The organism is Micromonospora sp. NPDC003944, from assembly GCF_053605225.1.
This window is the reverse complement of record NZ_JBSGIV010000012.1, coordinates 94,046-106,096: the sequence shown is the minus strand read 5'-3', so window position 1 is coordinate 106,096 and position 12,051 is coordinate 94,046. Positions and strand designations below refer to the sequence as shown.

Here is a 12,051-nt window from a genome sequence, read left to right as displayed (position 1 = left end):
GGCACCGACCGGTGGCCGCAGCGGATGGCCGGGCGGCGCGGGCAGGCTCGACGGCATGATCACCGTGGAGAACCTCACCAAACGGTACGGACCACACCCGGCCGTGGACGACGTCTCGTTCACGTGCGAGCCGGGCACCGTCACCGGCTTCCTCGGCCCCAACGGCGCCGGCAAGTCGACGACCATGCGCATGATCTGCGGGCTCACCGCGCCGACCGCCGGCCGCGCTACCGTCTCCGGGCACCCGTACCGGGAACTGCCCAACCCGGGGCGGGAGGTCGGGGTGCTGCTGGACGCCTCCGCCCAGCACGCCGGGCGCACCGGCCGCGAGGCGTTGACGCTGTCCGCGTACGCCATGGGTCTGGACAAGCGCGAGGTCGCCGCGAAGCTCGACCTGGTCGGGTTGAACGCGGTGGCCGCGAAGCGCCGGGTCCGCGCGTACTCGCTGGGCATGCGGCAGCGGCTCGGGCTGGCGCACGCGCTGCTCGGTGACCCCCGCGTGCTGATCCTCGACGAGCCGGCCAACGGCCTGGACCCGGAGGGGATCTTCTGGATGCGCGGCCTGCTGCGCGACTTCGCCGACCGGGGCGGCACCGTGCTGCTCTCCTCCCACCTGCTGCGCGAGGTGGAGGCGGTCGCGGACCGGCTGGTGGTGATCGGGGGTGGCCGGATCGTGGCCCAGGGCGACAAGAACGAGCTGCTTGCCGGCGGCGGCACTGTGGTCCGGGCCCGCGACGACGCGGCGCTGCGCCGCGCGTTGGACGCCGCCAACCTGACCGCGGCCGACAGCTCCGACGGCCTGCTCGTGCAGGCCGACGCGGAAGCCGTCGGCCAGGCCGCCGCCGACGCCGGTGTCGCGCTCGCCGAGCTGCGCCCTGCCGGCGGCGGTGGCCTCGAACAGCTCTTCCTGACCCTGACCGCAGGCGAATCCACCAAGGAGGCCGTCCGATGACCACCGCCACCGCGCCCGCCATCACCGTCGCACCCCAGCACCGCGCTCCGGTACGCCGCCCGTCGCTGCTCCGGCTCACCGGTGTGGAGCTGCGCAAGCTCGTCGACACCCGGGCCGGCCGTTGGCTGCTGATCACCATCGGCCTGGTGGTCGTCGCGATCGTCACCCTCCTGCTGATCTACGCCGAGGACTCCGAGCAGACCTTCTTCACCTTCTTCGTCACCTCGCTGCTGCCCGTCAACGTGCTCCTGCCGGTGCTGGGCATCCTGTCGATCACCAGCGAGTGGTCCCAGCGCACCGCCCTCACCACGTACGCGCTGGTGCCCCGGCGGGAGCGGGTGGTGGCCGCGAAGCTGATCGCCATGGTGCTGGCCGCACTCGCCTCGGTGCTTGTCACCCTGGCCGTCGCGAGCATCGGGACGCTCGTGGCGTCGGCCACGGGCGGCGCGGGCACCTGGCAGGTCGACGCGACGCTGATCGTGAACGGGGCGATCGTCCAGGTCGTCGGCGTGCTGATGGGTGCCGCCTTCGGCCTGCTGCTGCTCAACCCGCCGTTGGCAATCGTCGGCTACCTGCTGCTGCCGACCCTCTGGTCGGTGCTCGGCGAACTGATCCGGCCCCTGCGTGGTCCGGCCGGGTGGCTGGACACCAGCCGGACCATGGAACCGCTGTTCACCAGCCACGTCACCGGCGAGCAGTGGGGTCGGCTTGCGGTGTCGCTGCTCGTCTGGATGGTTCTTCCGCTTGCCGCCGGCCTGTTCCGGACGCTGCGCCGCGAGGTGTCCTGACCATGGACCTGGCCGGCAACCGTCCCCGCACCGTGGTCAGTGGCGGCCCGCTGGAGCTGGCGGTCCTGTGGGGTGGCTTCCCGCTGCTCGGCGCGGGCGCCGGGTGGCTCCTCGCGGCGGCGACCGGCTGGTTGGCCCGGCTGCCCTGGGTGCCGTTCAGCGACCTGATCGAGTGGCTGGACCGGCTGCCCGAGCCGCAGGCCACCGCCGGCACCATCGCGGTGGGCGTCCTGGCCGGCCTGGTCGTCGCCGGGATCGGCACCGCCGAACGGCTGATCGTCACCGTCGACGCGGCGCAGGTCCAGCTGCGCCGCTCCGACGAGAACCGGGCCGTCGCACGTGTCGACACCCGGGTGGTCTTCCTCGCCGACAAGCACCTGGTGCTGCTCGACGCCGACGGCGCGGAACTGGTCCGGGAGTCCACCGACCTATCGGCCGACCACCTGGCGGCGGCGTTCCGGGCGCACGGCTGGGGTTGGGCGGACGACGACCCGCACCTGTCGGCGTACCGGCTGTGGGTCCCGGGCCTGCCCGGCCTGCCCGCCGGGGCTGACGCGCTGCTGCGCGCCCGGGAACGGGCCGTCCAGCGGGACCGCCGTGACGACGCCCGGGAGTTGCGCCGCGAGCTGGGCCAGATCGGGGTGGTGCTGCGCGACGAGGGCAAACGCCAGTACTGGCGGCTGACCACCCGGGCCCTCGCCTCCGGGCCGGAGCAGCCGACTTCGGCCGAGCGGGAGCCGGACGGGCGGTAGCGTCTGTCCCAGCAGACCCTGGGAGCAGCGCGATGACCGAACAGCAGCCGTACCGGGTGGTGTCTCGACACCCCGGCTTCGAGCTGCGTCGGTACCCCGCCCACCTGGTGGCCGAGATGCAGATCCAGGCGTCGTTCGGCCGGGCGCCGATCGAGGCGTTCCGGCCGCTGGCCGCGTACCTCGGTGGTGCCAACCGGGCCCGGCACCCGATCGGTTCGGCAGCACCCGCGATGGCTGCGGCCGGCGGCTCGGAGAAGATCGCGATGACCGTGCCGGTGGTGCAGATCGAGGGCGAGTGGCCGGGTGCGTACCTCATCCAGTTCGTCATGCCGGCCACCTTCACCACCGCCACCCTGCCCGAGCCGGTGGACGCCCGGGTGCGGATCCGCGAGGTGCCGGCTCAGCTCGCGGCGGCGATGCGGTTCTCCGGACGGTGGACGGAGCAGGCGTTCAGCCAGCGGGCCACCATGCTCGGCCGATCGGTGACGGCGGCCGGGCTGCAACCGACAGGTGCCATCCGGTACGCGCGCTTCGACCCGCCGTGGAAGCCGTGGTTCCTCCGCCGCAACGAGGTCGTGCTCCCGGTCGTCGAGTGAGCTACCTGAGCTGCCGACGGTCCTCGACGCTCGGCCGGGCCAGCAGCACGGCCATTCCCAGCCCGGCGAGCAGCCCGACCAGGGAGACCAGCAGGTCGGAATCGGCGGCGTTGATCGGGCTGTTGCCGGCCAGCGCGGTGAACGCCGCACCGATCGGCAGGATGATCATCATGGGAATGGCCGTGGCCAGGAGGAGGACCACCGGGCCCACCAACGCGAGGACAGCGGCCACCGCGTGGTGCCACCAGACCGGCCGACCGCCCGGCCAGTCCCAGGCCACCAGAGTGACCCCGGTGAGCAGCACCGCCCCGAGAGCGACCTCCGGCAGGAGTCGTTCGCCGGGCGCGGCGGCACGGACCAGCCCCACGCCGAGCAGGCCGACCACGGTGAGGCCGACCGCCAGCCCGACCCGAACCCGGCTCCGCGCCGGAGCCGCCGCCAGCGCGGCACCGACGGCCAGGATCACCAGCAGCGCCGCGGTGGCCAGAGCGCCCTGGTTCAGCTCCGGCTCCCGATCGGTGGGTGACTCCATCCCGGCCGCCACGAGCGTCAACACCCCGGCCACGCAGGCCGCGCCGGTCAGCACCCGCCGGTCGCCGGCCCGCTCCCGCCCCGACGGCGTGCCCGGCTCCTGCCCCGACGGCGTGCCCGGCTCCCGCGCCGTCGGCGTCCGGCGCTCCCACCACAGCAGCAGCGCCGCGACCACGCCGAGCACCCCGCAGCCGGCGACGGCGAGCAGCACCGTCGCGTCGGAGCCGATCGGGTCGGCCCGGTCGATCGCCACGTCGGCGGCGACCCAGCAGCCGCCAAGCACCACCGCCGGGCCGCCCCACCGCAGGTGCCCCCGACCGGCCAGCACCAGCCCGAGCGGCACCGCCATGATCGCCATGAACCGGAGGTCGCGCGCCCAGTAGGCGTTGTTGCCCGGCAGGCGCTCCGACCACGGGCCGAGCGGTTCGGTGAGCGGCTGCCACCGGGTCATGCCGTACGCCCAGAGCACCACGGCGACGGCGGAGAGGAGCAGCCCGACCGGGCGCGCGGATCGCATCCATCGACGGTAGCGGTCCGCGCGCCCGTACGGGTGACCGTGGTCAGCCGACCAGGCCGACCGCGGACCGTGCGGGACGGTGACGCAGCAGCCGCCACGTCGGCAGCACGCTCGACAGCACGGCGAGGAGCAGGCACAGCCCCACCACCCCGCCGACCACCGACCAGGGCACCACCAGATCGACGGGAGCGCCGACCTGCTCGGCGAGGCCGGCCCGGATGCTGAGCAGACCGACGAACGCGACCACCCCACCCAGCAACGCGCCGATGAACACCACCAGGGCGGACTCCGCCGTGACCAGCCAGATGACCTGCCGTCGGGTCGCCCCGGCCAACCGGATCAGCCGCAGGTCCGCGGCCCGGCCGGCGGCGGCGAGCACCAACGTGTTGGCCACCGCGATGGCCCCGTAGCCGGCGGACACCCCGATCAGCAGCAGCGTGAACAGCCAGACGAGGCGGTCCTCGGCGGCGTCCGCCTCGGCCGCCCAGGTGGCGACGTCGACGATCCGCGCGCCGACCGGCGGCTCGATGCGATCCCGGACGTACACAGTGGAGGTCAACGCCGACGGGTCGTGCGCTCGTACCACGGCCCGGGGTACGAGCAGGTCGCCGGGGATCGAGGTGTCGGTGACCACGGCGACGACGCGCAGCGACACCGCCGTCCCGTCGGCGAAGACCACCGGGTACGGCTCCGACGGCAGACGGTTCGCCGAGGCGGGGACCACCACCGTGTCGGCGCCCCTGAGGTCGTCCAGCGAGCCGGCGACGACGGTGAGCACCCGGTTGGCGGCGGCGAAGCCCTCCGGGTCCACGCCGAGCGCGGTCATCGGCTGATCCTGCGGCACGGTTCCGGGATCGGTGCGGTAGACGGTGGTCGGAAGCAGGGCGGTGCCGCCGGTGGCGGCGACGGCCCGGTCGGAGAGGCCGGGTGCACGGTCCGGCACGACGATCCAGCCGGCGTTCACGTTGTCCGCCCGACCTGCCGTGTACGCGGCGGTGGTGGTGCGCACCATTCCGGACACGAGCACCGCGAACGCGACAGTGAGCAGCACCGGCGCGGCGATGGCGGCGGTGCGCCGGGTCGCCGTCAACGCCCCGCCCCGGACCAGCATGCCGATCGCTCCACCGGGTCGACGTACCGGAGAGCGCAGCACCCGCACCACCGGCCCGACCACCACCGGGGCGAGCACCGTGGCGCCGGCCACGAGCGCCATCACCGCGTAGAGCGCGTACTGCGCCGCCACCCGCGCCTCGCCGGCTGTCGCGGTGCCGATGCTGAGCGCCGCCCCCGCCGCGAGGAGCACCGCCCCGGTGCCTGCGCGCAGCCACCCGATCGGTCGCTGCTCCACCGCTGCCTCGCGCAACGCCTCCAGCGGGCGGACCCGCGCCGCCCGACGGGACGCCGACCAGACGGCAAGCAGAGCGATCACCGGGCCGGCGACGAGCGAGAGCGCGATCGGCAGGAGTTCGTAGCGGACCCGGAAGGTCGACGGTTGGTAGCCGACGTCGACGAGCAGCCGACCCAGCAACGGGGCGAGCGCCGCGCCCACAAGCAGGCCGACGATCCCCGCCGAGACGCCGACGGCGAGCGCCTCCGCGTACACCATCCGGCGGACCTGACGCCCGGTGGCGCCGACGGCGCGCAGCAGGCCCAGCTCACGGCGGCGCTGTGCGATGGTGAACGCGAAGGTGGAGGCCACCACGAACACCGTGACGAAGCCGGCGAGGGCGGCCGTGGCGGTGAGCACCTGCATGCCGATCCACCGGGTACGGGCGTCGTCGCGCGGCTCCAGCGCACCACGGGCGTCACCGGTCAGCACCCGTCCGTCGTCGCCGACGACGCCGCGGGCCGCCGTGGCGACCCGCTCCGGTTCGGCGCCCGGCGCGAGCACCAGCCCGATCGCCCGCACACCGGGAGCGAGGGCGGCCGCGACCTCGTCCGCGACATGGACGCCGGGCCCGTCGACCAGGCCGCTGACGGTGTACGGCTCCGGACCCGCCGCGGTCAACAGGGTGACGGGTGCCCCGACGCGCAGCCCGAGCGCGCTGTCGACGGCCACCTCGCCGGGCCGGCGGGGCGGCTCACCGGTGGTGAGGCGCACCCCACCCAGTTGGGCGCTGGACCAGCCGTGCCCCTGGTGGGCGTCCTCCCGCCGGTTGTCGGCGGTCGAGGGTCGGCCGTCCACGAGCGGCTGGGCGTAGAAGGTCCGGTCCGGGACCGCCGCCGCGACGCCCGGCAGACCGGCCAGCCTGCTGGTGAGGTCCGTCGCCACGCCTGCGGACCAGGGCCGGCTCGGCACGAACTCGTCGGCCGACGCACCTGCCTCGGGGCTCTGCACCACGACCGCCGCCCTCGTCAGCCGGTCCGGCACCTGCGGACGACCAGAGGCCTGCAGCAGGGTGGCCGCCGCGACAAGCGTGACCCCGACGGCGACGGCCACGAACGCGCTCGCCGAACGCCTCACGCTCAGCACGACAGCTCCCGGTCGGTCTCGCGCTCGGCGATCCGGGCGGCGACGGCAGCGGCGGTGATCCCGTCGGTCAGCTCGTCGACGACGCGGCCGTCGGCAAGCAGGAGGACCCGATCGGCGTACGCGGCGGCGGCGGGGTCGTGGGTCACCATGATGACGGTCTGCCCGTGGTCGTCCACGAGCGCACGCAACAGCCGGAGCACCTGTCGGGACGACGCGCTGTCCAACGCCCCGGTCGGTTCGTCGGCGAAGAGCACCGCCGGTCGGGTGATCAACGCTCGGGCCACCGCCACCCGCTGCTGCTCGCCGCCGGAGAGTTCACTCGGCCGGTGCCCGGCCCGGTCGGCGAGCCCGACGGCGTCGAGGGCGGCGGCCACGTCCCGGGCCGGCGGGCGGCGGCGGGCCAGCCGCGACGGCAACTCGACGTTCTGCGCGGCGGTCAGTGTGGACACGAGGTTGAACGCCTGGAACACGAAGCCGATCCGGTCGCGCCGCAGCCGGGTCAGCGCGTCCTCACCGAGGTCGTCGAGGCGGATGCCGTCGATGGTGACGACCCCCTCGGTCGGGCGGTCCAACCCCGCCGCGCAGTGCAGCAGGGTGGACTTTCCCGAGCCGGAGGGGCCCATCACCGCCGTGAACGTGCCGCTCGCGAAGCTGGTGGTCACGCCGTCGAGCGCCGTCACCCGCCGGGTTCCGGTGCCGTACTCCGCGCGCAGCCCCGTCAGGGTCACCGTGTCTGTGGTCATGACCGGTACGGTGCCGAACGCCCTGGGTGCGGCGCGTCGTGCCGGGGCGGGCACTTTCCGGCCCTCCCCCGGGTGGAGTCGGCGGCCCGAAACCGCCGGCGTGTCGTCCTCCGGAATGACCACCCGCGGGCGGACGCGTCCGGCACCGCCGACCGATACCGTTCGGCGGGTGACTGCTCTCCTCCTGACCCGACGGATGCGGCCGGTGGACCTGTACGTCGTGGACGGTCTGCTGGCGGTGGCCGTCGGCGGGCTGCTCTGCCCGTACGCGGCGCTGGAGTCGCCGTTGCACGGTGGCGTACGCGAACCGCTCTGGGTGTCCGTGCTGGTCGGGCTGGCCCTCGGGTTGCCGTTGGCCGTTCGCCGACGGTGGCCGATGACGGTGGCCGTCGTGATCAGCTCCGTCACCACCGTTGCTCTGATCACCGGGGTGATACCCAACTTCGCGGCCGCCGCGCCGGCGTTCGCCATCGCCCTGGCCTTCTACACGGTGGCGGTGTCGACACCTACCCGCCGGTCGATGCTCTGCGCCGCCGGTTGTCTCGCCCTGGTGAGCGTCGCCCTGGTGCTGACCGCCGGTGACCTCTGGTCGCGCACCGGCGCGGTCGTGTACGCCGCCGTCATGGTCGCGCCGGCCTGGGTGATCGGTTGGCTGCTCCGGGAGCGGCGTGCCCTCGCCGTCCGGCAGAGTGACCAGCTGGTCCGTCAGGCCGCCACCGAGGAGCGGCTGCGGGTGGCGCGCGAGCTGCACGACGTGGTCGCCCACACGCTGAGCCTGATCGTGGTGAAGGCGGCAGTCGCCAACCACGTCGCCGAGGCCGACCCCCGCGAGGCGGGTGCCGCTCTGCGGGTCATCGAGCAGACCGGCCGTACGGCGCTCACCGACGTGCGTCGGGTGCTCGGCGTCCTGCGCGAGGACAGCCCGTACGCGCCGACGCCGGGGCTCGACGAGTTGCCCGTCCTCGCCCGGCAGGCGGCGATCGGCGGCGTCGACGTGCAGCTCGACGTACGGCGGGAGGAGCCGGCCGGCGCGGTGCCGGAGTCGGTGGGTCTCGCGGTGTACCGGATCGTGCAGGAGGCGGTGACGAACGTGGTGAAGCACGCGGCGCCGGCCGCCTGCCGGGCCACGGTGACCGTCAGGCCCGACGAGGTGCGGGTGGAGGTGACCGACGACGGCGAACGGCCGGTCCTGCTCGGTGGGGAGGGGCACGGGTTGATCGGCATGCGGGAACGGGTGGCGTTGCACGGCGGGGAGTTCCGCGCCGGCCCCCGCTCCGACGGTGGCTTCGCGGTGACGGCCAGCCTGCCCTACCGGGTGGCCGCGTGATCCGCGTGCTGATCGCCGACGACCAGGCGCTGCTGCGCGGCAGCTTCCGGTTGCTCGTCGATCTCAGCCCGGACTGCACCACGGTCGGTGAGGCGGGCACCGGGGTGGAGGCCGTCGCGCTGGCCGGGCAGCACCACCCGGACGTGGTGCTGATGGACGTCCGGATGCCGGAGATGGACGGCATCGAGGCGACCCGGCGGATCTGCGCCGACCCGGCGACCGCCGACGCCCGGGTCATCATCCTGACCACGTTCGACCTCGACGAGTACGTCTACGGGGCGCTGCGCGCCGGGGCGAGCGGGTTCCTGCTCAAGGACACCCCACCGGCGGACCTGCTGACCGGGATCCGGGTGGTCGCCGCCGGCGAGGGCCTGCTCGCGCCGACGGTGACCCGCCGGTTGATCGACGAGTTCGCCCGGCGGCCGGAGCCGGCCCGGCCGCTGCCCCGCCAGCTCGACGGGGTGACCGACCGGGAGCGGGAGGTGCTCGCGCTCATCGCCCGAGGGCTGTCCAACGCGGAGTTGGCCGCGCACCTCAACCTCAGCCAGGCCACCGTCAAGACGCACGTCGGGCGGTTGCTGACCAAGCTGGCGGTCCGCGACCGGGCGCAACTGGTCATCGTCGCGTACGAGACGGGCCTGGTGGGGCCGGGCAGCCTAGGCTGAGCCGGTCGGCACGCGCCCGAGGAGGAGCCATGACCCGCTACGTCGCCCTGCTGCGCGGGGTCAACGTCGGCACCACCCGGCTGGCGATGGCCGACCTGCGCCGGATCGTCACCGACCTCGGGCACGAGGACGTCACGACGTACCTGCAGAGCGGCAACGTGGCCTTCGCCAGCACCGTGCGCGACGCGCACAAGTTGGCCGCCGGGATCGAACGGGCGCTCGCCGACGAGTTGGCGTTGACCGTGCCGGTGTTGGTGCGCAGCGGCCGGGAGTTGGCGGCGATCGCCGGTGGCAACCCGTACGCCGACCGGGAGGACGACCCGACGCGGCTGCTGGTGGCCTTCCTCGGTACGGCACCGGACACGTCCACCGTGGACGCGCTTGCCGTGCCCGGTGGCGAGAACGTGTCGTTCACGGTGACCGGCCGGGAGGTGTTCCTGCACTACGTCGACGGTGGTTACGGGCGGTCGAAGTTCACGAACGCCTACCTGGAGAAGAAGCTCGGCGTGGTGTCCACCTCCCGCAACTGGAAGTCGGTGCGGGCGTTGGCGGAGATGACCGCCTCCTGACCTCGGGCGGGGCCGCAGGTGCGCGACCCCCACCCGATGCTGCTCAGAAGTGGTATGCGGTCTCGTACTCGGGCACCAGCACCCGGCTGCGCGGCGAGATCCGGCGTACCGCGGCGATCATCTCGTTCAGCCGGGTGCGGTCGTTCGGGGCGACCGGCGGCGGGTTCCGCAGCTCCGTCTCGAAGTTGTCGAAGTGCACCGGCACCACGACCTTCGGGTAGTCGAGGCCGGCCAGCAGCCGGGGCAGGTAGTCGCCGGTGGTGGTGGCGTTCTGCATGGCCACCATCGCCACGTCGGGCGCGAGGCCGGTGAGATTCCGCTCGGCGACGTCACTGGCCCCGGTGAAGTAGACCGACGGGCCGCCGTCGACCCGCAGCAGGTAGCCCAGCGTGTCCCCCTCCGGCAGGTCCGCGATGGTGGCGGGCTGCGGCGGCGGGCTCACCCGCACCCCGGGGAAGGCCACCGAGTACGACGGGTTACGGCTGTGCAGCGAGCCGACCACCTCGACGCTGTGGTCGCCGAAGTCCAGCACCTCCCCACCCTTCACGGCGCTGAGCTGCGTCGAGGGCACCTCGTAGGCCAACCCCAGGTGGTACGCGGTGAGCGTGCCGAACACCCGCGCGCCGGTGCGCTTGGCGATGTACGGCACGTCCATGAAGTGGTCCCAGTGGGTGTGCGTGACGAGCACCGTGGTGGCCCGGTCCACGCGCGGGTCGATCACGTCGGCGCGCACGGTCAGCGGGGTCTCCGGCTTGAACGGGCCGGTGAACAGCCCGGTGTCGATCCGGCTGAGGAACGGGTCGACGAGGATGGTGCGGTCACCGATGTCGACGCGCCACCCGGCCGTACCCCACCAGCGGAAGCTGACCGCGCCCTTGCGGCGAGAGGTCGGCGCGGGTGCGGTGGTCGGCGCGGGGGCGGTGGTCGAGGGCGCGGCCTGGGCCGGGGTGGCGGCGCCTGCGGCGAGCCCACCGGCGGAGACCAGGGCGGTGGTGGCGGCGGCGTCGCGCAGGAAGCGGCGGCGGTCGATGCTTGGCATACGGATCTACTCCCCGTGTTCGGGCGTGGTGTCGACCACGACCCAACCAGCGCCACCGAGCCGCAGTCCAAGATCGAAGGCCGTCGGCTCCGATACGTCACCGGATATCGGTCCTGCTCGGCGGGGGTGCGGCAATGCTCGGACCGGCGCCAAATCAGTCGCCGCGCAGTGCCTCCACGGCCGTCCGGGCAGCCTCCCCCATCGCCAGGTCCACGTCGATGCGGCGCGGGGTCAACTCTTCGGCGCGGGCGAAGACGGCGATCGCGTACCGGCCCCCGTCGGGGTACTCGGCGACCCCGGCCTCCAGGTGGAACCCGGGCAGGGTGCCGGTCTTCCCGGAGACCCGGACGCCGGGCGGAAACCCGGCGGCCAGCCGGGTCCAGAAGATCTGCCGGGCCATCCAGGTGCGGACCATCGCGCAGGCCGCCGCCGGCCCGGCCTCGTCCCGCCAGATCAGCGTGAGCAGCCGGGTGATCTCCCGGGCGGTGCTGGACGTGGTGTGCGCGGGGTCGAAGACCCGCATGGCCCGGACCCGGTCCGTCGGCAGCGTGGGGAAGATCCGGGCGAAGTCCGCCTCGGTCCGGGCGCCCACGTCGGCGAGCATCATCTCGACAAGTTCCCGAGGGCCACCAAGGACGCGGGTACGGGTCAGCCCCAGCTCGACGGCGAGCATCGGCAGCAGGTCCGGGCCGACCCGGCGCAGTAGCAGATCGGCGGCCGTGTTGTCGGTGACCGACATGGCGAAGTACGCGAGGTCGCGCAACGACACCTCGGCGTCGTCGGCGCAGCCGGCCAGGCCCCACCCACCGAGCCGGTCGGCGGCGGTGACCAGGACCCGCTCGGTCGGGTCCAGTTGACCGGCCTCGACCTGCCGGGCGAACTCCAGCACCAGCAAGATCTTGAAGATCGAGGCGATCACCACCTGCTCGTCGGCCCGCAGCCCGACCTCGCGGTCATCGTCGACCGGGCCACCGTCGACCGGGCCACCGTCCAGGTCGACGGCGTCCAGGTCCACGACGTGCAGGCTGGCCGTCACCCCGACGGCGGCGAAGATGGCCTCGACACGTTCCTCCACGTCCACGCCAGCACGGTATCCAGC

General features: G+C 73.8%; 12 protein-coding genes. 7 read left to right on the top strand and 5 right to left on the bottom strand.

Going from position 1 to position 12,051, the window contains the following annotated elements:
* Nucleotides 1–55 precede the first annotated feature (55 nt).
* The 4 genes from ACWER9_RS08735 to ACWER9_RS08720 are packed head-to-tail and all read left to right on the top strand — an operon-like array spanning nucleotide 56 to nucleotide 3,088.
* Complete coding sequence (locus ACWER9_RS08735) at nucleotides 56–952, top strand: ABC transporter ATP-binding protein (RefSeq protein WP_452301232.1); 897 nt, start codon at nucleotides 56–58, stop codon at nucleotides 950–952.
* Nucleotides 949–1,740, top strand: coding sequence for an ABC transporter permease (locus tag ACWER9_RS08730; RefSeq protein WP_452301231.1), 792 nt, complete (start codon nucleotides 949–951; stop codon nucleotides 1,738–1,740). The genes ACWER9_RS08735 and ACWER9_RS08730 overlap by 4 nt, the downstream gene beginning before the upstream one ends.
* A gap of 2 nt (nucleotides 1,741–1,742) precedes the next feature.
* Nucleotides 1,743–2,492: a YqeB family protein gene (locus ACWER9_RS08725; RefSeq protein ID WP_452301230.1), complete on the top strand. Its 750-nt coding sequence runs from the start codon at nucleotides 1,743–1,745 to the stop codon at nucleotides 2,490–2,492.
* Between the two features lie 32 nt (nucleotides 2,493–2,524).
* Nucleotides 2,525–3,088, top strand: a complete 564-nt coding sequence (locus ACWER9_RS08720) for an SOUL family heme-binding protein (RefSeq protein WP_452301229.1) — start codon at nucleotides 2,525–2,527, stop codon at nucleotides 3,086–3,088.
* Nucleotide 3,089: 1 nt separating this feature from the next.
* On the opposite strand, the gene ACWER9_RS08715 is transcribed toward ACWER9_RS08720, so the two are convergent.
* From ACWER9_RS08715 to ACWER9_RS08705, 3 genes are read right to left on the bottom strand one after another with little or no spacing between them, the layout of a single operon-like run.
* Entirely contained in the window at nucleotides 3,090–4,136 is a 1,047-nt protein-coding gene (locus tag ACWER9_RS08715) for a hypothetical protein (protein WP_452301228.1), read from the bottom strand.
* Between the two features lie 43 nt (nucleotides 4,137–4,179).
* Nucleotides 4,180–6,609: an FtsX-like permease family protein gene (locus ACWER9_RS08710; RefSeq protein WP_452301227.1), complete on the bottom strand. Its 2,430-nt coding sequence runs from the start codon at nucleotides 6,607–6,609 to the stop codon at nucleotides 4,180–4,182.
* A complete protein-coding gene (locus ACWER9_RS08705) occupies nucleotides 6,603–7,352 on the bottom strand; it encodes an ABC transporter ATP-binding protein (protein ID WP_452301226.1) in 750 nt (249 codons plus the stop codon). The genes ACWER9_RS08710 and ACWER9_RS08705 overlap by 7 nt, the downstream gene beginning before the upstream one ends.
* Nucleotides 7,353–7,521: 169 nt before the next feature.
* Between ACWER9_RS08705 and ACWER9_RS08700 the strand changes: the two genes are divergently transcribed.
* From ACWER9_RS08700 to ACWER9_RS08690, 3 genes are read left to right on the top strand one after another with little or no spacing between them, the layout of a single operon-like run.
* Nucleotides 7,522–8,679 (top strand): sensor histidine kinase, encoded by a 1,158-nt coding sequence (locus ACWER9_RS08700; RefSeq protein ID WP_452301225.1) that lies wholly within the window; start codon nucleotides 7,522–7,524, stop codon nucleotides 8,677–8,679.
* The gene (locus ACWER9_RS08695; RefSeq protein WP_452301224.1) at nucleotides 8,676–9,344 is read left to right on the top strand and encodes a response regulator; all 669 of its coding nucleotides are present in this window, start codon (nucleotides 8,676–8,678) and stop codon (nucleotides 9,342–9,344) included. The genes ACWER9_RS08700 and ACWER9_RS08695 overlap by 4 nt, the downstream gene beginning before the upstream one ends.
* 29 nt (nucleotides 9,345–9,373) lie before the next feature.
* Nucleotides 9,374–9,913, top strand: a complete 540-nt coding sequence (locus ACWER9_RS08690) for a DUF1697 domain-containing protein (protein ID WP_452301223.1) — start codon at nucleotides 9,374–9,376, stop codon at nucleotides 9,911–9,913.
* 43 nt (nucleotides 9,914–9,956) lie between these two features.
* Here the strand turns inward: ACWER9_RS08690 and ACWER9_RS08685 are convergent, their stop codons facing one another.
* Nucleotides 9,957–10,952: an MBL fold metallo-hydrolase gene (locus tag ACWER9_RS08685; RefSeq protein ID WP_452301222.1), complete on the bottom strand. Its 996-nt coding sequence runs from the start codon at nucleotides 10,950–10,952 to the stop codon at nucleotides 9,957–9,959.
* A gap of 154 nt (nucleotides 10,953–11,106) precedes the next feature.
* A complete protein-coding gene (locus tag ACWER9_RS08680) occupies nucleotides 11,107–12,033 on the bottom strand; it encodes a serine hydrolase (RefSeq protein ID WP_452301221.1) in 927 nt (308 codons plus the stop codon).
* Nucleotides 12,034–12,051 lie beyond the last annotated feature (18 nt).

Excerpts from the sequence above, each read along its gene's own strand:
- ACWER9_RS08690 (WP_452301223.1), top strand. The coding sequence starts at position 9,374 with ATGACCCGCTACGTCGCCCTGCTGCGCGGGGTCAACGTCGGCACCACC.
- ACWER9_RS08735 (WP_452301232.1), top strand. The coding sequence starts at position 56 with ATGATCACCGTGGAGAACCTCACCAAACGGTACGGACCACACCCGGCC.
- ACWER9_RS08715 (WP_452301228.1), bottom strand. The coding sequence starts at position 4,136 with ATGCGATCCGCGCGCCCGGTCGGGCTGCTCCTCTCCGCCGTCGCCGTG.
- ACWER9_RS08730 (WP_452301231.1), top strand. The coding sequence starts at position 949 with ATGACCACCGCCACCGCGCCCGCCATCACCGTCGCACCCCAGCACCGC.
- ACWER9_RS08705 (WP_452301226.1), bottom strand. The coding sequence starts at position 7,352 with ATGACCACAGACACGGTGACCCTGACGGGGCTGCGCGCGGAGTACGGC.
- ACWER9_RS08725 (WP_452301230.1), top strand. The coding sequence starts at position 1,743 with ATGGACCTGGCCGGCAACCGTCCCCGCACCGTGGTCAGTGGCGGCCCG.
- ACWER9_RS08685 (WP_452301222.1), bottom strand. The coding sequence starts at position 10,952 with ATGCCAAGCATCGACCGCCGCCGCTTCCTGCGCGACGCCGCCGCCACC.
- ACWER9_RS08720 (WP_452301229.1), top strand. The coding sequence starts at position 2,525 with ATGACCGAACAGCAGCCGTACCGGGTGGTGTCTCGACACCCCGGCTTC.